At 69.1% G+C, this 17,293-nt stretch carries 21 protein-coding genes; 14 read left to right on the top strand and 7 right to left on the bottom strand.

Annotated features, from left to right (window positions below; genetic code table 11):
• Positions 1-122: 122 nt before the first annotated feature.
• The 7 genes from rplI to MFF01_RS10170 all read right to left on the bottom strand — a co-directional run bounded on the left by rplI (position 123) and on the right by MFF01_RS10170 (position 4,493).
• Positions 123-686, bottom strand: coding sequence for a 50S ribosomal protein L9 (gene rplI / locus MFF01_RS10200; protein ID WP_238224747.1), 564 nt, complete (start codon positions 684-686; stop codon positions 123-125).
• Positions 687-828: 142 nt separating this feature from the next.
• The gene (locus tag MFF01_RS10195; RefSeq protein WP_238224745.1) at positions 829-1,905 is read right to left on the bottom strand and encodes a DUF2232 domain-containing protein; all 1,077 of its coding nucleotides are present in this window, start codon (positions 1,903-1,905) and stop codon (positions 829-831) included.
• A gap of 155 nt (positions 1,906-2,060) precedes the next feature.
• Positions 2,061-2,342 (bottom strand): 30S ribosomal protein S18, encoded by a 282-nt coding sequence (gene rpsR, locus MFF01_RS10190; protein ID WP_238209240.1) that lies wholly within the window; start codon positions 2,340-2,342, stop codon positions 2,061-2,063.
• Between the two features lie 3 nt (positions 2,343-2,345).
• A complete protein-coding gene (gene rpsF, locus MFF01_RS10185; RefSeq protein WP_238224731.1) occupies positions 2,346-2,816 on the bottom strand; it encodes a 30S ribosomal protein S6 in 471 nt (156 codons plus the stop codon).
• A 286-nt stretch (positions 2,817-3,102) separates the two neighbouring features.
• Positions 3,103-3,783 (bottom strand): MgtC/SapB family protein, encoded by a 681-nt coding sequence (locus MFF01_RS10180; RefSeq protein WP_238224729.1) that lies wholly within the window; start codon positions 3,781-3,783, stop codon positions 3,103-3,105.
• 15 nt (positions 3,784-3,798) lie between these two features.
• Positions 3,799-4,053 (bottom strand): PepSY domain-containing protein, encoded by a 255-nt coding sequence (locus MFF01_RS10175; RefSeq protein WP_238224727.1) that lies wholly within the window; start codon positions 4,051-4,053, stop codon positions 3,799-3,801.
• Positions 4,054-4,121: 68 nt separating this feature from the next.
• Complete coding sequence (locus MFF01_RS10170) at positions 4,122-4,493, bottom strand: PH domain-containing protein (protein WP_238224725.1); 372 nt, start codon at positions 4,491-4,493, stop codon at positions 4,122-4,124.
• 114 nt (positions 4,494-4,607) lie between these two features.
• Between MFF01_RS10170 and MFF01_RS10165 the strand changes: the two genes are divergently transcribed.
• The 14 genes from MFF01_RS10165 (at position 4,608) to dxr (ending at position 17,156) form a co-directional block, all read left to right on the top strand.
• The gene (locus tag MFF01_RS10165) at positions 4,608-5,381 is read left to right on the top strand and encodes a pyridoxine 5'-phosphate synthase (protein ID WP_238224723.1); all 774 of its coding nucleotides are present in this window, start codon (positions 4,608-4,610) and stop codon (positions 5,379-5,381) included.
• On the top strand, positions 5,378-5,791 hold the full coding sequence (gene acpS, locus MFF01_RS10160; protein WP_238224721.1) for a holo-ACP synthase: 414 nt from the start codon (positions 5,378-5,380) through the stop codon (positions 5,789-5,791). Before MFF01_RS10165 ends, acpS begins: the two co-directional genes overlap by 4 nt.
• A 115-nt stretch (positions 5,792-5,906) precedes the next feature.
• Positions 5,907-6,707: a signal peptidase I gene (lepB, locus tag MFF01_RS10155; protein WP_238224706.1), complete on the top strand. Its 801-nt coding sequence runs from the start codon at positions 5,907-5,909 to the stop codon at positions 6,705-6,707.
• A gap of 25 nt (positions 6,708-6,732) precedes the next feature.
• Positions 6,733-7,539 carry a ribonuclease III gene (gene rnc / locus MFF01_RS10150; RefSeq protein ID WP_238224704.1) on the top strand — a complete coding sequence of 269 codons (807 nt, stop codon included), beginning with the start codon at positions 6,733-6,735 and terminating at the stop codon, positions 7,537-7,539.
• Positions 7,532-8,515, top strand: a complete 984-nt coding sequence (gene era / locus MFF01_RS10145) for a GTPase Era (protein ID WP_238224693.1) — start codon at positions 7,532-7,534, stop codon at positions 8,513-8,515. Before rnc ends, era begins: the two co-directional genes overlap by 8 nt.
• A gap of 74 nt (positions 8,516-8,589) precedes the next feature.
• Positions 8,590-9,510: a class I SAM-dependent methyltransferase gene (locus MFF01_RS10140; RefSeq protein WP_238224691.1), complete on the top strand. Its 921-nt coding sequence runs from the start codon at positions 8,590-8,592 to the stop codon at positions 9,508-9,510.
• Positions 9,507-10,262 carry a pseudouridine synthase gene (locus MFF01_RS10135; RefSeq protein ID WP_238224689.1) on the top strand — a complete coding sequence of 252 codons (756 nt, stop codon included), beginning with the start codon at positions 9,507-9,509 and terminating at the stop codon, positions 10,260-10,262. The genes MFF01_RS10140 and MFF01_RS10135 overlap by 4 nt, the downstream gene beginning before the upstream one ends.
• Positions 10,263-10,433: 171 nt before the next feature.
• Positions 10,434-11,498, top strand: a complete 1,065-nt coding sequence (locus MFF01_RS10130) for a 30S ribosomal protein S2 (protein ID WP_238224688.1) — start codon at positions 10,434-10,436, stop codon at positions 11,496-11,498.
• A gap of 154 nt (positions 11,499-11,652) precedes the next feature.
• Positions 11,653-12,576 carry a translation elongation factor Ts gene (gene tsf, locus MFF01_RS10125; protein WP_238224686.1) on the top strand — a complete coding sequence of 308 codons (924 nt, stop codon included), beginning with the start codon at positions 11,653-11,655 and terminating at the stop codon, positions 12,574-12,576.
• 152 nt (positions 12,577-12,728) lie between these two features.
• Positions 12,729-13,451: a UMP kinase gene (gene pyrH, locus MFF01_RS10120; protein ID WP_091969818.1), complete on the top strand. Its 723-nt coding sequence runs from the start codon at positions 12,729-12,731 to the stop codon at positions 13,449-13,451.
• 122 nt (positions 13,452-13,573) lie between these two features.
• Positions 13,574-14,140, top strand: a complete 567-nt coding sequence (frr, locus tag MFF01_RS10115) for a ribosome recycling factor (protein WP_238224678.1) — start codon at positions 13,574-13,576, stop codon at positions 14,138-14,140.
• A 142-nt stretch (positions 14,141-14,282) separates the two neighbouring features.
• A complete protein-coding gene (locus MFF01_RS10110; protein ID WP_373319714.1) occupies positions 14,283-15,110 on the top strand; it encodes an isoprenyl transferase in 828 nt (275 codons plus the stop codon).
• Positions 15,110-15,979 carry a phosphatidate cytidylyltransferase gene (locus MFF01_RS10105; RefSeq protein ID WP_238224676.1) on the top strand — a complete coding sequence of 290 codons (870 nt, stop codon included), beginning with the start codon at positions 15,110-15,112 and terminating at the stop codon, positions 15,977-15,979. Before MFF01_RS10110 ends, MFF01_RS10105 begins: the two co-directional genes overlap by 1 nt.
• 13 nt (positions 15,980-15,992) lie before the next feature.
• A complete protein-coding gene (gene dxr, locus MFF01_RS10100) occupies positions 15,993-17,156 on the top strand; it encodes a 1-deoxy-D-xylulose-5-phosphate reductoisomerase (protein WP_238224673.1) in 1,164 nt (387 codons plus the stop codon).
• Positions 17,157-17,293 lie beyond the last annotated feature (137 nt).

Genomic DNA, 17,293 nt, shown 5'->3' with positions numbered 1-17,293 from the left:
AACATGCGGACGCCCGCGACTCGGGGAGGCGCGGGCGTCCATGCTGGAACATACGGGGAACAAGTCAACCCGTGCGGGCGATCTTCCCCATTGTCCACCGCCCCAAGGGACGGTGATGAGGCTTACTCGCGATCGTCGCCGGCCTCGGCGAGGGCGGCGCCGACTTCCAGGCCGAGATCGTCGAGGTTGAAGGCCTCACGCTCGGTGGTGGACTCGCCGCGGGCCTGACGCTCGGCCTCCTCGGGGGAGCGGGCGACGTTGACGGTGACGGACACCTCGACCTCGGGGTGGAGCACCACCGGGACGGTGTGCAGGCCCAGCGTCTTGATCGGCTGGTTGAGGGCGAACTGGTCGCGGTTGACCGAGAAGCCCTCGGCGGTGACGACCTCGGCGAGATCGCGGGTAGAGACCGAACCGTAGAGGACGCCGGTCTCGCCCGACTGGCGGATGAGCACGAAGCTCTTGCCCTCGAGGGTCTCGGCGACGCCCTGAGCTTCCGTCTTGCGCTCAAGGTTGCGTGCCTCGAGCTGGGCGCGCTGGGTCTCGAAGTGCTTCTTGTTGCCGGCGGTGGCGCGCAGGGCCTTGCCGCGGGCGAGGAGGAAGTTGCGGGCGTAGCCCGGCTTCACGTTCACGGTCTCGCCCATCTGGCCAAGCTTGGCGACGCGCTCGAGGAGGATGACTTCCATGGGTGTGGTCCTTTGGTTGGAGGGGATCGAAAATCACCGACGACGGGTCGGTGGCGGGCTCGGAGTGCCTCACAAAAACTCCCGGTCCCGAACAGTTCTCGTTCCGAGACCGACGGTGCAGCGGGAGTTTTTGTGAGAGACACTAGGGTCGCCCGGACGCGTCCTTGGGACGGCGCCGGTCGAGGGCGGTGTCGGCGATGCCGAACAGGGTGAGGGCCACGAAGGCGACGCCCTGCGTGACGAACAGGATGAGGTAGAGGCCGAGCAGCAGGGCGAGGCGCCCGGGGCGGCCCCGGCTGCGGTCGTGGAAGGCGGCGAGCCCCTGGATGGCGAAGGCAGCACTCAGGGCACCCGCCAGCGCCACGCCAAGCACGCCGGGATAGCCCGGCACGAAGACGAGTAGGAGGGCGACGGCGAGGATGCCGAGGACCCGGCGCGGCATCCGCGTCGAGGGTAGATCGGGCCAGGGGCGGAGCAGGCGCCCCGACACCTTCACGATGCGGGCGGCGGCCCAGAGGTAGAAGACGAGGAGAACGGCCAAGCCCTGCGCCGCGAGGCCGGGGGCGATGCGCGCGAGGGCATCGGCGACGTCGTCCTTAAGGGCATCGTCCGGCTTGGTATTGTCCGACTTGGCACTGTCTGACTTGGCACCGTCCAGATTGAGCGCATCCGGCTTCACGTCGACCGATTTCGCGGAGTCGGCGCCGGGCGAAGCGGGATTTGCCGCGTCCGGAGCGGGCCGAGCCGGACCGGCCGCACGTCCCTGCGTCTGGATCGTCACGAGGGTGCGCGTCATGTCGCGCAGCTGCGTCTGGAAGGTCTCGTAGTTCGGGGCCGCGATCACCGCGATGGCGACGAAGGCAAGGGCCGCCGTGCCGGCGGTCCAGGCCAGCAGGCGGCCGGTCGGGTACCATTCCATGGTGCCGTCGGCGCCGGGGCGGCCGAGCAGCGCGAGATAGGCGAGCCACCAGGCGGGCAGGGCGAGATAGGCGAGGAAGCCGAGGCCGAGGAAGGGCTGCACCGCAACGGCGAGGGCGAGGCTTCCGGCGAGCGCGGCGACGAGGGCCGCCTTGTGGCTCCAGCCGAGGCCGACGATGAGGATCGGGATGGGGGCGAGGAGGTAGAGCAGGATCGCGAGCGCCGTCCCCTTCAGCAGCAGGCTGAACAGGAGAGCGGAGACGAGACCCGCGCCGATACCGATTCCGAGAAACTGACCCATCGATCCCGCTGTCCCACTGTCCCGATGCCGGGCAGGGTTAGAGGCGCTTGGCGCCCCAACGACTCCCGGCCCTCACCATCGAAGACCGGTACGAAATTCCTCGCTCAAGACGGCGAGGGGTGCCCCGGCCCGGTGACCGGGCCGGGGCGACGCGCTTACTTGATCACGTAGGGGAGGAAGCCGAGGAAGCGGGCGCGCTTGATCGCCTGGGCGAGCTCGCGCTGCTTCTTGGCCGACACCGCCGTGATGCGCGACGGCACGATCTTGCCGCGCTCGGAGACGTAGCGCGACAGGAGCTTGACGTCCTTGTAGTCGATCTTGGGCGCGTTCGCGCCCGAGAACGGGCAGGTCTTGCGACGACGGAAGAACGGACGACGTCCGCCGCCCGCGCCACCACCAGCGGCAGGCGCCGCGCCGGGTCCAGCACCGAATGCCATCGCTTAAGCCTCCCCGCCGAAGTTGCGCTCGGGACGGTCGCCCCGGTCACCACGGTCGCCGCGATCGCGGTCGCCGCCGAATCCACCACCGCCACCGAAGCCTTCATCGTCACGACGACGGCCGCGCTCGCGATCCTTGCGGTCGTCGCGGTCGCGCTTCTGCATCATCGCCGACGGCTCGGACTCGAGTTCCTCGACGCGGACGGTCATGAAGCGCAGGACGTCCTCGGAGATCTGCATCTGGCGCTCCATCTCGGCGAGCGCCGCCGGAGGGGCGTCGACGTTGAGAAGCGTGAAATGCGCCTTGCGGTTCTTCTTAATGCGGTAGGCGAGGGACTTCACGCCCCACATCTCGATCTTCTCGACCTTGCCGCCATTGGCTTCGATGACGCCCTTGTAGGTCTCGACCATGGTCTCGACCTGCTGGGTCGTCACGTCCTGGCGCGCCAGGAAGACGTGTTCGTAAAGAGGCATTAACGGGCCCTTCATATCCAAAGGGACCCGACGGCGGAGTTGTATGGAAGCAAAACGCGTCGGGCCGGTTCGTACGCGAGTCCTCCGGCGCCAAGCCCTTCGAGCCGTTTGAAGGCCCGAGCGGTTGATCGAAGGCGGAGACACCGGACGACGGAGAAGGTCCGACTTGGACTTTGCCCCTATGCCGACGAATCGGCACCATCCGTTCAGCCCCCAGCCGGAGCGAACGCGAGGGCTGGCGCTTAAATCATTTGGCTACAATGTCAAGGAATGCGCTCCGGCGCTATCAGACGATGTGGCACGCATCCACGCTCAGGATGCCCGCCTGGTGCCGCAGGCGGGTCGCGATCTCCTCGACCTTACGGTTCGGCAATTGGGCGAAGGCGACCGTGATCTCGTCCTGATCGTCCTCGTGGCGTTGGCGCGCGACGAATTGGCGGATGCGCGGCGCGTGGGGGCCGGCGAGGTCCCTCAGAAGCGGCAAGGAGAACGCGTCGCGTTCAGCGATCACACGCAGGCCCTGCTGCCCGATCGACGCCCGGTAGCGTTCTTCGAAGGGCTTCACCCCGGCCAGGATCACGAGCACGATCACCGTGGTGGCGAAGGCCGCAACGGTGAGGCCCGCACCCGAGGCGAGGCCGATGGCCGCCACCGCCCACAGGCTCGCGGCCGTGGTCAGCCCCTTCACCACCTCGCCCCGCAGCAGAATGGTGCCGGCGCCGAGAAAGCCGATGCCCGACACCACCTGGGCGGCGATGCGGGAGGGATCGAGCACGATGTTGGGCCGGCTCAGGACCTCGGAGAAGCCGTAGGCCGAGACGATCATGATGAGGCAGGCGCCCACGGCAACGAGCATGTGGGTGCGCATGCCGGCCGCCCAGGCGAGGCGTTCGCGCTCGAACCCGATGGCGCTGCCGAGCACGGCGGCCAGCAGCAGTCGGCCGACGATCTCGCCGTTGCCGAGCATTGTTCGCGGTCCCCGCTACTTGTTAGGCTTCTCCGACAGGATCGCCCCGGTCTTCGGATCGGCGTGGAACTGCATCGTCACGCCGTTCTTCACGCCTTCCCCCTCCCAATGCCCGTCATCGGCCTCGAATTCGGTGATGCTCGTGTAGCCCGTCGCCATCAGCTTCTGCTTGACCTGATCGGCGGGCATCCAGTCCGCCCCAGGCTGGTCGGCGAAGGCGGCCGTACAGGTGAGCGCGAGGGCGAGGGTCGCGGAAATCAGGCGCGGCATCGGGCGCTCCTTGAGCCGGCAAAAGGAAATTCGAAAATCAACCGAACGGATCGCGTGAGGTTCCGCGCCTATCGAAGCGACGCCGCGATGGCCTGCTGGATGCCCAGGATGTCGGCGCCGCGCTTGAGGGTCTTCTGGATCGGCTCGCGGCCCGAAACCCAGATCTTCAGCTCGGAATCGAGATCGAAGCTGCCCGCTGTCTCGACGGAAAAGCAGGTGATCGCCCGGTAGGGCACTGTCATGTACTGCACCTTGCGGCCGGTGAGCCCCTGTTTGTCCACGAGGATCAGCCTGCGGTCGGTGAACACGATGAGGTCGCGAACCACCCGGAAGGCGACCTGCACGGTTTCGCCCTGCGTGAGGATGCCGGCGAGCTGTTCGTTCACCTCCGCCGGCGAGAGGTCGCTGCCGTGGCCGAGCAGCCCGTCGAGAATTCCCATGGCGTCCCGTATCCCCGTTGGCGTGTCCGACCCCTATGTAGGAGCCGGATCCCCCGAGACGAACGGCCCGGCCGTGACGCGTTAGGGGGATCGCGTCTGGAGCCCGTCCGAACCATGTCCCCACGTCCCATCTTGCCCGGTGCCCTGCGTCTCGGCGTGAACATCGATCACGTCGCCACGGTGCGCAACGCGCGGGGCGGCGCGCATCCCGATCCGATCCGGGCGGCGCTCATGGCCGTGGAGGCCGGGGCCGACGGCATCACCGCGCATCTGCGCGAGGACCGCCGGCATATCCGCGACGCCGACATGGAGACGCTGGCCCGCGTGCTGACGGTGCCCCTCAACTTCGAGATGGCGGCCACGGACGAGATGGTCGCCCTGGCGATCCGCTTGCGTCCCCACGCCGCCTGCCTCGTCCCGGAAAAGCGCGAGGAGCGCACTACGGAAGGCGGCCTCGATATCGTCGGCGGCCACGACCACCTCGCGCCCCGCATCGCAGCGCTCGGCGCGGCGGGTCTGCGTGTCTCCCTGTTCGTCGAGCCCGACGAGGCGGTGATGGCGGCGGCCCACCGCCTCGGCGCCCCCGTGGTCGAGCTTCACACCGGCACCTATTGCGAAGCAGTGGCAGCGGGCGACGCCGCCCGCATCGCGTCGGAACTGGCCCGTATCGCCCGTGCGGCGACGTATGGGGCCGGCCTTGGCCTCGAGATCCATGCCGGTCACGGCCTTGCCCTCGACAGCGTCGGGCCGGTGGCGGCCCTGCCCGAGATCGCCGAACTCAACATCGGCCACGCCCTCATCGGCGAGGCGATCTTCGTCGGCCTCGCCCAGGCGGTGCGCGACATGCGGGCGGCAATGGATGCGGCCCGCGCGGGAGCGGGCGCGTGATCCTGGGGATCGGGTCCGACCTCTGCGACATCCGCCGCATCGAGCGGTCCCTCGAACGCTACGGCGAGCGCTTCACCCACCGGGTCTTCACCGAGGGCGAGCGGGCGAAATGCGACGGTCGCGCCGCGCGGGCGCCGTCCTACGCCCGGCGCTTCGCCGCCAAGGAGGCCTGCGCCAAGGCCCTGGGAACGGGGCTCGCCCGAGGGGTGTTCTGGCGCGACATGGAGGTGGTGAATCTACCCGGCGGCCGCCCGACCCTGCGCCTCACCGGCGGGGCGGCGGAACATCTCGCCGCCATGATCCCGGTCGGCCATGAGGTCCGGGTCCACGTCACCCTCACGGACGATCCGCCCATGGCGCAAGCCTTCGTGATCATCGAGGCGGTGCCGCCGGACACTTCACGGGGCTGAGGCCCCGGACCTCGCGTTGCGGCGTCACCGCGCATGGTCTATGCCGCCGCTCACCGTCGATGGCGGACGAGGCGCGGAATCCGGCCTCCCGCATCGAATCGGAGAGGCCAGCCAGATGGAACGTGCCCGCGTGGACCACCAGACGAAGCATGACCTGAAGGCGGCCGAGACCGGGACCTGGGCCAGCATCAAGGAGACCTTGAAGGTCGGCGGGCAGGCCCTGCTCATTGCCCTCGTGGTGCGGACGCTCCTGTTCCAGCCGTTCAACATCCCCTCCGGGTCGTTGGTCCCCACTCTCCTCATCGGCGACTACCTGTTCGTGTCGAAATACTCCTACGGATACTCCAAGTACTCCCTGCCGTTGAGCGAGTACCTTCCCTTCACGGCGGATGGCCGCGTGTGGGCGGCGAACCCGAAGCGCGGCGACATCGCGGTGTTCAAGCTGCCGAAGGACAACGCCACCGACTACATCAAGCGGGTCATCGGGTTGCCTGGCGACAAGATCCAGATGAAGGCCGGCCTGCTCTACATCAACGACGTGCCGGTCAAGCGCGAGAAGATCGCGCCGTTCGAGACCACCGGCCCCTACGGCGAGCAGGTGAAGGTCGAGCAGTACCTCGAGACCCTTCCGGGCGGCGTCACCCACCGGGTGATCGAGCGCGACGGCGACAACGGTTACTGGGACAACACCGAGCCCTACACCGTGCCCGAGGGACGGTTCTTCATGATGGGCGACAACCGCGACAACTCGACGGATTCGCGTGACCTCTCCAGCGTCGGTTTCGTGCCGTTCGAGAATTTCGTCGGCCGGGCGGAGATGATCTTCTTCTCCATCGACGAGGGCACGCCGGCGTGGCAGATTTGGAACTGGCCGGCGAAGGTCCGCTGGGGCCGCCTGTTCACCACCATTCACTAGGCCGGACATCAGAATCGAGACCATCGTGGACGAAGAGGCGCGTCCCTCCAGCCGGGCGCGGCGCACGCCCCGTCCGAAGCCCGGCCTGGCCGTGCTCGAGGCCGCGATCGGCCATGCCTTCGCCGACCCGAAGCTCCTGACGCTGGCCCTGACCCATGTCAGCAAGGCCGGCGGTAACGGGCGCCTCGGCAGCTACCAGCGCCTGGAATTCCTCGGCGACCGCGTGCTCGGTCTCGCCATCGGCGACCTCCTGTACGCCGCCTTTCCGGGGGCGGACGAGGGCGAGTTGTCCCGCCGCCTCGCCGGCCTCGTCCGGCGCGAGACCTGCGCCGCCGTCGCCACCGCCTGGGATGTCGGGCCCCACCTCCTGCTCGGGACCGGCGAGGTCCAGAGCGGCGGTCGCCGCAACCAGACCATCCTGGCCGATACCTGCGAGTCGATCCTCGGCGCGGTGTTCCTGGACGCCGGCTACGCCAAGGCCAAGGCCATCGTGGAGGCCGCGTTCACGCCGGGCGTCGACACCGCCGCGCCGCGCGGTCGCGACGCCAAGTCCTCCCTGCAGGAATGGGCCATGGGCCGTGGCCTGCCGATTCCCGTCTACGAGGTGGTGGAGCGGTCGGGACCCGATCACGCGCCGGTGTTCCGCATCGCCGCCCGGGTCGAGGGGTTCGCGCCCGGCTTCGGCACCGGTCCATCGAAGCGCCTCGCCGAGCAGGAGGCCGCCCGCCTCGTGCTGGAGCGGGACGTGCTCGGCCAGTCCCCGCACCAGCCCCCCCACTCAACCATGGAGACGTCGGCGGACGTCCGCGAAGGAAATTCCTCCGATGCCTGATCCCGATTTCGACCACGACCACGATGACGACGACGTGGAGCTGCCGCCCCTGGTGCCGCTGCCGTCGGCCCCGATGCCCGAGAACACCACCGCCGGCTTCGTCGCCCTCATCGGCATTCCCAACGCCGGCAAGTCGACGCTCCTGAACAGCCTCGTCGGGACCAAGGTGTCCATCGTCTCCCGCAAGGTGCAGACGACGCGGGCGCTGGTGCGCGGCATCGTCATGGAGGGGGCGGCGCAGATCATCCTCGTCGACACCCCCGGCATCTTCGCCCCGAAGCGCCGGCTGGACCGCGCCATGGTCCATTCCGCCTGGAGCGGCGCCTCGGATGCCGACGCCGTCTGCCTGCTCATCGACGCGCGCAAGGGCGTTTCGGACGAGGTCGAGGCGATCCTGGCCAAGCTCCCCGACGTGAAGCGCCCGAAGGTTCTGATTCTCAACAAGATCGACCTCATCCCGCGCGACCGCCTCCTGGCCCTCGCCGCCTCCCTCAACGAGCGTATCGCCTTCACCCACACCTTCATGGTCTCGGCGCTGAACGGCGACGGCATCGATACCCTCAAGGCGACGCTCGCTGGGATGATGCCCAAAAGCCCGTGGCTCTACCCCGAGGATCAGGTCTCGGACGCCCCCATCCGGATGCTCGCCGCCGAGATCACGCGCGAAAAACTCTACGACCGCCTGCACGAGGAACTGCCTTACCGCTCCACCGTCGAGACCGACCAGTGGCAGCTGCGCACCGACGGGTCGGTGCGCATCGAGCAGACCATCTTCGTCGAGCGCGAGAGCCAGCGGTCCATCGTGCTCGGCAAGGGCGGCCAGACCATCAAGGCCATCGGGCAGGCGGCGCGGCGCGAGATTTCGGAGGCCGCCGAGCAGACGGTCCACCTGTTCCTGCACGTGAAGGTGCGCGAAAACTGGGCCGACGATCCGGCGCGCTACCGCGAGATGGGCCTGGAATTCCCGCGCGGCTGAAACCAACCTCGACCGTCCATCATGCTCAGGGCCGCCGGGGCGCGCGTGCGCCGCCGCGGCGGAATCACATCACCATGTCCACCACATCGTTCCATCACGCCGTCTACGGCCTGCCGCCCGCCGAACTCACCGACAGCCCGGACGGGGCCGTTCAGGTCTCGCCCCTGATTCCAGGCTCGCCCCGGATCGAGGATGTCGAGTCCGCGAGCCTGGAACGCGTCGACGTGCTGGCTCCCGCCGGAACCATCGAGCGGCGTTACGTCCTCGCCCAGGCCCTGCGCGCCCTGCGGCCCGGCGGACGCCTGACCGCCCTGGCGCCGAAGGATCGCGGCGGCTCGCGGCTCGCCAAGGAACTCGCGGGCTTCGGAGCGCCCGCCTCCGAGAGTGCGCGACGCCACCATCGCATCTGCCTCGTCGAGCGGCCGGAGACGGTCGCGAATCTCGACGCCGCGTTGGAGGAGGGCGGTCCGCGCCATATCGACAACCTCGCCCTGTGCACGCAGGCCGGCATCTTCTCCTATGACCGCCTCGATCCGGGCTCGGCCCTGCTGCTGTCGCTGCTGCCGCCGCTCTCCGGCAGCGGCGCCGATTTCGGCTGCGGCCTCGGCATCCTGGCGCGCTCCGTGCTGCATTCGCCGAAGGTGACCGCGCTCACCCTCATCGACATCGACCGGCGCGCCGTCGAGATGGCGACCCGCAACGTCGGCGACCCGCGCGCCACGATCCGATGGGCCGATATCCGCGCCGGCAACCTCGGGCTCAGTCGCCTCGACTTCGTGGTGATGAACCCGCCGTTCCACGACGGCGGTTCGGAGGATCAGGCGCTCGGCCAGGGCTTCATCGCCCGGGCGGCCGAAGCCCTGCGGCCCGGCGGCACCCTGTGGCTCACCGCCAACATGCACCTGCCCTACGAGAAGCCCCTCAACGCCGCCTTCAAGACCGTCGAGGTCAAGGCCGCGTCCGGCGGCTACAAGGTGTTCGAGGCGCGCAAATGAGCAAGGCGGGCAAGGTCCCGACCCTGCGCCTTGACCGGTTGCTCGCCAACATGGGCTACGGCTCGCGCCGGGAGATCGGGCTGCTCACGGGCGCCGGCCTCGTCGTCCTCGACGGCGCGCCCCTGCGGGATTCGGACCAGCGCATTCCGGTCACGCCGGATCTGGCGCAGCGCATGGTGGTGGACGGCGAACCCCTCGACCCGCCGCCGGGCGTTGCCCTGATGCTGCACAAGCCGCTGGGCGTCACCTGCTCGCACAAGGAGGCGGGGCCGCTGGTCTACGGTCTGCTGCCCGACCGCTGGCGCCGACGCGACCCGGCCCTCTCCACCGTTGGGCGCCTCGACAAGGAGACCTCGGGCCTCCTCCTGCTCACCGACGACGGCGCCCTGCTGCACCGGATCATTTCCCCGAAAGCCAACGTCGCCAAGCGGTATCAGGTGACCCTGGACCGGCCGCTGAAAGGCAACGAGGCGGCGATCTTCGCCTCCGGCACCCTGATGCTGGAGGGGGAGGACAAGCCGCTCCTGCCCGTCGAGACGGAGGTCCACGGCGAGACCAGCGCGGCCGTGACCCTGCACGAGGGCCGTTACCACCAGGTCCGGCGCATGTTCGCGGCCATCGGCAACCACGTCGTGGCGCTGCACCGGGACCGAATCGGTGGCCTCGCCCTGCCGGACGACCTCGCCGCCGGCGCCTATCGCATCATGGGTGAGGCCGACATTTCCGCCGTGTTCGGCGGCAACCCGGCCTGATGGATCGGTCTGGACCGCCCAACCTTGCCATCACGAAAACCGTCTGGTAAGGCCCCGCCCATTCCACACGCGGAGCCGGCCTCATGCCTGAATGAGGCGTTTCCGGTGATCGGTGCCCCGAGGGGCCCGTTCACTTCCTCCGCGGCGGCATAACCGGAGAGACACAAGATCATGGCCGTTGATTTCAGCATGCGTCAGCTTCTCGAGGCCGGCGCCCATTTCGGGCACCAGGCCCACCGCTGGAACCCGAAGATGCAGTCCTACATCTTCGGGACGCGCAACAACATCCACATCATCGACCTGGCCCAGACGGTGCCGGCCCTTCACCAGGCCCTGCAGGCCGTGAGCGACACCGTCGCCAAGGGCGGCCGCGTGCTGTTCGTCGGCACCAAGCGTCAGGCCGCCGACACCATCGCCGAGGCCGCCAAGCGTTCGGCCCAGTACTACGTCAACTCCCGCTGGCTCGGCGGCATGCTGACCAACTGGAAGACCATTTCTGGCTCGATCCAGCGCCTGCGTAAGGTCGACGAGATCCTCGACGGTGGCGCGCAAGGCCTCACCAAGAAGGAGCGCCTGATGCTCGGGCGCGAGAAGGACAAGCTCGAGAAGGCGCTCGGCGGCATCAAGGACATGGGCGGCGTGCCCGACCTGCTGTTCGTGATCGACACGAACAAGGAGCAGCTCGCCATCAAGGAGGCCCAGCGCCTCGGCATTCCCGTCGCCGCCATCGTCGACACGAACTGCAATCCGGACGGCATCACCTACGTGGTCCCGGCCAACGATGACGCCGGTCGCGCCATCGCCCTGTACTGCGACCTCATCGCCCGTGCCGCCATCGACGGCATCTCGCGCGGCCAGGGCTCGAGCGGCGTCGATCTCGGCGCCTCCGAGGAGCCCACCGCCGAGGAGATCCCGCAGTACGAAGGCGCGGCCTCCATCGAGTCCGGCTCCGTTACCCAGGCCGATGTCGCCGCCCTCGTGGAGTCCACCGAGCACTTCGAGCTGCTCTCGGCTCCCCGCGGCGCGCCCGACGACCTGTCCAAGCTCAACGGCGCCGGCCCGCAGATTGTGCAGAAGCTCAACGAGGCCGGCATCTATCATTACTGGCAGCTCGCTTCCATGAGCGAGGGCGACGTCGCGAAGGTCGATGCCGATCTCAAGCTCAACGGCCGCATCGGCCGCGACGGTTGGGTCGATCAGGCCCGCGGCTTCGTCGAGGCCGCTGCCGCAGCCTGATCCTGGGACGCGGCCCGGCACCGGACATCCGTCCGGCACCGGGCTGCTCCAGACGGATCGATCGCATCATCCTGAAGCCCGGTGCTTTTTGCGAAGCGCCGGGCTCCTTCACTTCAATAGTCCCGCACTTCAAGAGTCCCAGAAAGGACAGGCCATGGCCAACATCACCGCCGCACTGGTGAAAGAGCTTCGCGAAAAGACCGGCGCGGGCATGATGGACTGCAAGGGCGCCCTCAACGAGACGGATGGCGACATCGAAGCCGCCGTGGACTGGCTGCGCAAGAAGGGCCTCGCCAAGGCCGCCAAGAAGGCCGGCCGCGTCGCCGCCGAGGGCCTCGTCGCGGTTGAGTCCGCCGGGCATCACGCCGCCCTCGTCGAGGTGAATTCGGAGACGGACTTCGTCGCCCGCAACGACAGCTTCCAGGGCTTCGCCCGCGAGGCCGCCAAGCTCGCCCTCGACACCGACGGCACCCTCGAGGGCCTCGAATCCGCGAAGTTCCCCGGTGCCCAGGAGACCGTCAAGGACAGCCTCGCGAACCTCATCGCCACCATCGGCGAGAACATGACCCTGCGCCGCGTCGCCAAGCTCGACGTGACCAAGGGCGTGATTTCCTCCTACGTCCACGGTCAGGTCGCCGACGGCCTCGGCAAGATCGGCGTGCTCGTCGCCCTCGAGTCCGAGGGTGACGTCGAGGTGCTCTCCACCCTCGGCCGCCAGATCGCCATGCACGTCGCCGCCACCAACCCGGTGGCCCTCGATGCGGCCGGCGTCGATCAGACGATCCTCGATCGCGAGATCAACATCCTGCGCGAGAAGAACGCCGGCAAGCCCGAGAACGTGCTGGCCAAGATCGTCGAGAGCGGCCTGAAGAGCTACTACAAGGAGGTCACTCTCCTCGAGCAGCCCTTCGTGCACGACGGCTCGAAGACGATCACGCAGGTCCTCAAGGAAGCCGAAGGCAAGGCCGGCGCTCCGGTCAAGCTCAAAGCCTTCGTGCGCTACGCCCTCGGCGAGGGCATCGAGAAGGAAGAGGCCCCGGACTTCGCCTCTGAGGTGGCCGCCGCCGCCCGCGGCTGATCCTCGCTTCGGCGACGACGAAAACACCCTGGGGGGCGGTGGCCGCGAGGCCGCCGCCCCTCGACGTTTCGACCCTGCTTGCGCTAGACACCCCTCCGCTTCCGATTGGCTCTCCGGTTCGTGACAGGACCGGATTTGAGGGGACTGGCTCGATGCCGGAGACCACACCGTTTCGCCGCGTCCTCGTGAAGCTCTCCGGGGAGGCCCTGGCCGCCCCCGACGGCTACTGGCTTCACCCACCGACGCTCGCCGGCATCGCCGAGGACATCGCCCGCACCCGTGAGGCCGGCATCCAGCTCGCCCTGGTCGTGGGCGGCGGCAACATGATCCGGGGGGCGCGCATTTCGTCCGCCGGCTGGATCGACCGCGCAACCGGCGATTCGCTCGGCATGATGGCGACGGTGATGAATTCGCTCGCCCTGGAAACGGCGCTGAACGCCGCCGGCGTTCCCGCCCGCACCATGTCGGCCGTGTCGATGCCGACCATCTGCGAGACCTTCGCGCGTCAGCCGGCCCTGCACCACCTCGACAAGGGCCAGGTCATCGTGCTCGCCGGCGGCACCGGCAACCCGTTCTTCACCACCGATACGGCGGCAGTCTTGCGCGCGGCCGAGTTGCGCTGCGAGGCCGTCCTGAAGGCGACGCAGGTGGACGGCGTCTACTCGGCCGATCCGAAGACCGACCCCTCCGCCACCCGCTACGATTGCCTCACCCACGACGAGGCCATCGCCCGCGACCTGAAGGTGATGGACACCGCCGCCTTCGCCCTCGCGCGCGAGAGCCGGCTCTCCATCGTGGTCGGCTCCGTGCATGCGCCGAGCTCGATCCGGGCGATCCTCACGGGAGAGGCCCCCGCCACCCGCGTGGTTCCGTGAGCCGGCGGCGGTGAAAGCCCGAAGCCCATTTGCGGGCCACGGGGTTTTGGTTCATTGAAGCCGCTGAACGGGCCCCGAGGCCCGGCCCCCTTCACTCCGTTCGCGTCGGGACTTTTGAACGCATGGCTGCCATCCCCGAATTCGATTTGAACGACATCAAGCGCCGCATGCAGGGCGCCGTGACCTCCCTCAAGGGCGACCTCGGCTCCCTGCGGACGGGCCGCGCGACGCCGAGCATCCTCGATCCGATCCAGGTCGATGCCTACGGGGCGATGATGCCCATGGCGCAGGTCGCCACCGTGAGCGTGCCTGAGCCGCGCCTGCTCAGCATCTCCGTGTGGGATCGCGGCATGATCGGCGCCGTCGAGAAGGCGATCCGCGAGTCGGATCTCGGCATGAACCCGCAGACGGAAGGCCAGACCATCCGCCTGCGCGTTCCGGAAATGAATGAGCAGCGCCGCAAGGAGATGGTCAAGGTCGCGCACAAGTACACGGAGGAGGCCCGCGTTGCCGTCCGCCACGTCCGCCGCGACGGCCTCGATCACCTGAAAAAGCTCGAGAAGGACGGCGCCATCAGCGAGGACGATGAGAAGCGTCAGGCCGCCGAAGTCCAGAAGGCTACCGATGCACACATTGCCGAGATCGATGGCGTCCTGGCCGCCAAGGAAAAAGAAATCATGCAGGTTTAGGACCCCTCCACGTTAGAAGAGGTCGGTTTCTAGGGAAAGAACGCGCACGCACGACGGTATGGAATCGCGTCCGTATCGACGGAAGCGATTTTCGCTCCCACCGAATTCGTGAGCGGACGGGACGAGGCAGGGGAGGGGCGCGTTGGGTCGGATCGAGGGCGCGCGTCACATCGAGGCCGGAGCGGCGGAAGGGCAGGATGGTTCGATCCGGTCGCAGGCCGCGCCGGGTGGAGCGCCGCGCCTGCCAGCGGGTCTGGCACTGCCGGCCCCGGCGCATGTCGCCATCATCATGGATGGGAACGGGCGCTGGGCGGCCCGGCGCGGCCTCCCCCGCGTCGAGGGCCATCGCCGGGGCGTCGAGGCCGTGCGCCGGGCCGTGCGCTCGGCGATCGATCTGGGCGTGGACTACCTGACTATCTACACCTTCTCCTCGGAGAACTGGCGCCGGCCGCCGGCCGAGGTTGCCGACCTCATGGGTCTGCTCAAGCTGTTCGTGCGCCGGGATCTCGCCGATCTCAACCGCAACAACGTGCGGGTCCGCATCATCGGCGACCGCGAGGGCCTGAGCCCGGATATCGCAGGGCTCCTCGACGAGGCCGAGGCGATGACCCGGACCAATACCGGCCTCACCCTCGTGGTCGCGTTCAATTACGGCGGGCGCCAGGAGATCGTCCGCGCCATCCGGACCCTCGCCCGGGCCTGTGCGGACGGGCGCGCGGTGCCGGAGGAGATCGACAGCGACGCCGTCACGGCGGCCCTCGACACCACCGGCATCCCCGATCCCGATCTCGTCATCCGCACCTCGGGCGAGATGCGCCTCTCGAACTTCCTCACCTGGCAGACGGCGTATGCCGAGTACGTGACGACGCCGGCCCTGTGGCCGGACTTCGATCACGACACCTTCGTCGCCGCCATCGGGGAGTACCATCGCCGCGACCGGCGCTTCGGTGGTCTCAGCGGCCAGAGCTGATGACGGGACTTCCCAACGAGGCGGCCTCCGGCGCCCGCCGCAATCCGTTCGCGGGGCGCGAATTCCAGCTGCGCCTCGTCTCGGGCGTCGTCCTGGCCGCCCTCGTCGTCTCGGCCCTCGTCATCGGCGGCGGCCTCTTCGCCCTGATCTGGCTCGCCGCCGCCGTCGTCGGCACGGCGGAATGGATCGGCATGAGCCGCACGGGCCCGCGCCGGCTCCTCGTCGCCGTCATCGCCGTGACGCTCGGAGGCCTCGCCCTGTGCCTGCGGGAGGGGGCGTCCCCCCTCGTGTTCGTCGCGGTGGCGGCGGCCGGTATCACCGGGCTCCTGATCGTAGCTCGGGACGGGGCGGCCCGGGGCCGGGCCGTCGCGGGTCTCGCCGGGGGCGCCGTCGTGGCCCTCGTGCCGCCGGGGCTGCGCGACGATCCCGCCATCGGCATCCTCGGCCCGGCCTGGATGTTCGCCGTGGTGTGGTCCACGGATGTGGTCGCCTACATCACGGGACGCACCTTCGGCGGCCCGAAACTGATGCCGGCCGTGAGCCCGAAGAAGACTTGGTCCGGGGCCCTCGGCGGCCTCACCGCCGGCACCGCCGCCGGCATCGGCGCCGTGATCATCGCTCGGGACCATGGCGGGAGCGCCCTCGCGGCGACCTCGCTCCTCCTCGTCGGACTCGTCAGCGCCGCCGCATCGGTGTTCAGCCAGGCCGGCGACCTCGCCGAATCCGCCCTCAAGCGGCACTGGGGCGTCAAGGATTCCGGCCGCTCGATTCCCGGTCACGGCGGCGTCATGGACCGCCTCGATGGCTTCGCCGCCGTGGCGCTGCTGGCCGGATTGTATCTCCTCGCGCATCGCATGGGCGCGGTCTGAAGGAACGTCTCCGTTGAGTCTCACCGTTTCCATCCTGGGCGCCACCGGCTCCATCGGCCGGTCCACCACGGACCTCCTCGCCCAGCATCCGGAGCGTTTCCGCACCGGCGCCCTGGTCGGCGGCCGCGACGCCGAGGCCATCGCCAAGCTCGCGCGTGAGATCGGCGCCGATTTCGTCGCCCTGGCCGACGCTTCGCAGGGCGCCGCCCTGAAGGACCTTCTCTCCGGCACCGGCATTCCCAACGGGGCGGGCGAGAGCGCCGTCCTCGAGGCCGTCGCCCGCGACGCCGACATCGTCATGGCCGCCGTCAGCGGTGCCGCCGGCCTGCGTCCGACCCACGCGGCCCTGCGTCTCGGCCGCACGGTGGCGCTCGCCAACAAGGAGAGCCTCGTCTGCGCCGGCGACGCCTTCATGCGCGACGCCAAGCGCTACGGGGCCACCCTGCTGCCGGTGGATTCCGAGCACAACGCCCTCGCGCAGGCCCTGGGCGACGGCAAGGTCGCGGACGTCGCCACCATGACGATCACGGCCTCCGGCGGCCCGTTCCGCACCTGGACCGCCGAGCGCATCGCCGCCGCCTCGCCCGAGGACGCCGCCGCCCATCCGACATGGTCCATGGGCATGAAGATCAACATCGATTCGGCCTCGCTCATGAACAAGGGCCTCGAACTCATCGAGGCGCACCACCTGTTCGGCCTCGAGGCCGACCGCCTCGACGCCATCGTGCATCCGCAATCCATCATCCACGGCCTCGTCACCTGGCGCGACGGCGCCGTGACGGCGGGCCTCGCCATGCCCGACATGCGCGTGCCCATCGCGCATTGCCTCGGTTTGGGCGAGCGCCTCACCATCGCGCGCGGTCGCGTGCTGGACCTCGCGGCGGTGGGCAGCCTCACCTTCGAGGCCGTGGACGAGGCGCGCTTCCCGTGCCTGCGGCTCGCCAGGGCGGCGTTGCGCGATGGCGGCGCCGCCCCCACGGTGATGAACGCCGCCAACGAGATCGCCGTGGCCGCCTTCATCCGGGGCGCCATCGGCTTCTACGGGATCAGCGACCTCGTCGAGCGCGCCTGCACCCATTTCGCCGGTATCCACCGGCAGGCCCCGGCCGATGTCGACGAGGCCCTGGCCATCGACGCCGAGGTTCGTGCCTGGAGCAGCCAGGCCCTGGCCGCCTGAGCACGCGCGGTACCTTCCCGGGGACCGCCGGCATTCGTTGAAGACCGGGCCGCGAAGGCAGAGCCCTGGGAAACCGTCGGGCTCTGCCCGACACCCGCCGAAGGGATGATCCCGTCGGAATCCCGGGGCCATAAGGC

It is taken from the genome of Methylobacterium adhaesivum (assembly GCF_022179065.1).
In the GTDB taxonomy this organism is placed as follows: domain Bacteria; phylum Pseudomonadota; class Alphaproteobacteria; order Rhizobiales; family Beijerinckiaceae; genus Methylobacterium; species Methylobacterium adhaesivum.
This window is presented reverse-complemented; position numbering and strand designations above follow the sequence as displayed.

Coding starts and splice junctions, on each gene's coding strand:
- rplI (WP_238224747.1), bottom strand. CDS start 686: ATGGAAGTCATCCTCCTCGAGCGCGTCGCCAAGCTTGGCCAGATGGGC.
- MFF01_RS10195 (WP_238224745.1), bottom strand. CDS start 1,905: ATGGGTCAGTTTCTCGGAATCGGTATCGGCGCGGGTCTCGTCTCCGCT.
- rpsR (WP_238209240.1), bottom strand. CDS start 2,342: ATGGCATTCGGTGCTGGACCCGGCGCGGCGCCTGCCGCTGGTGGTGGC.
- rpsF (WP_238224731.1), bottom strand. CDS start 2,816: ATGCCTCTTTACGAACACGTCTTCCTGGCGCGCCAGGACGTGACGACC.
- MFF01_RS10180 (WP_238224729.1), bottom strand. CDS start 3,783: ATGCTCGGCAACGGCGAGATCGTCGGCCGACTGCTGCTGGCCGCCGTG.
- MFF01_RS10175 (WP_238224727.1), bottom strand. CDS start 4,053: ATGCCGCGCCTGATTTCCGCGACCCTCGCCCTCGCGCTCACCTGTACG.
- MFF01_RS10170 (WP_238224725.1), bottom strand. CDS start 4,493: ATGGGAATTCTCGACGGGCTGCTCGGCCACGGCAGCGACCTCTCGCCG.
- MFF01_RS10165 (WP_238224723.1), top strand. CDS start 4,608: ATGTCCCCACGTCCCATCTTGCCCGGTGCCCTGCGTCTCGGCGTGAAC.
- lepB (WP_238224706.1), top strand. CDS start 5,907: ATGGAACGTGCCCGCGTGGACCACCAGACGAAGCATGACCTGAAGGCG.
- era (WP_238224693.1), top strand. CDS start 7,532: ATGCCTGATCCCGATTTCGACCACGACCACGATGACGACGACGTGGAG.
- MFF01_RS10140 (WP_238224691.1), top strand. CDS start 8,590: ATGTCCACCACATCGTTCCATCACGCCGTCTACGGCCTGCCGCCCGCC.
- MFF01_RS10135 (WP_238224689.1), top strand. CDS start 9,507: ATGAGCAAGGCGGGCAAGGTCCCGACCCTGCGCCTTGACCGGTTGCTC.
- MFF01_RS10130 (WP_238224688.1), top strand. CDS start 10,434: ATGGCCGTTGATTTCAGCATGCGTCAGCTTCTCGAGGCCGGCGCCCAT.
- tsf (WP_238224686.1), top strand. CDS start 11,653: ATGGCCAACATCACCGCCGCACTGGTGAAAGAGCTTCGCGAAAAGACC.
- pyrH (WP_091969818.1), top strand. CDS start 12,729: ATGCCGGAGACCACACCGTTTCGCCGCGTCCTCGTGAAGCTCTCCGGG.
- frr (WP_238224678.1), top strand. CDS start 13,574: ATGGCTGCCATCCCCGAATTCGATTTGAACGACATCAAGCGCCGCATG.
- MFF01_RS10105 (WP_238224676.1), top strand. CDS start 15,110: ATGACGGGACTTCCCAACGAGGCGGCCTCCGGCGCCCGCCGCAATCCG.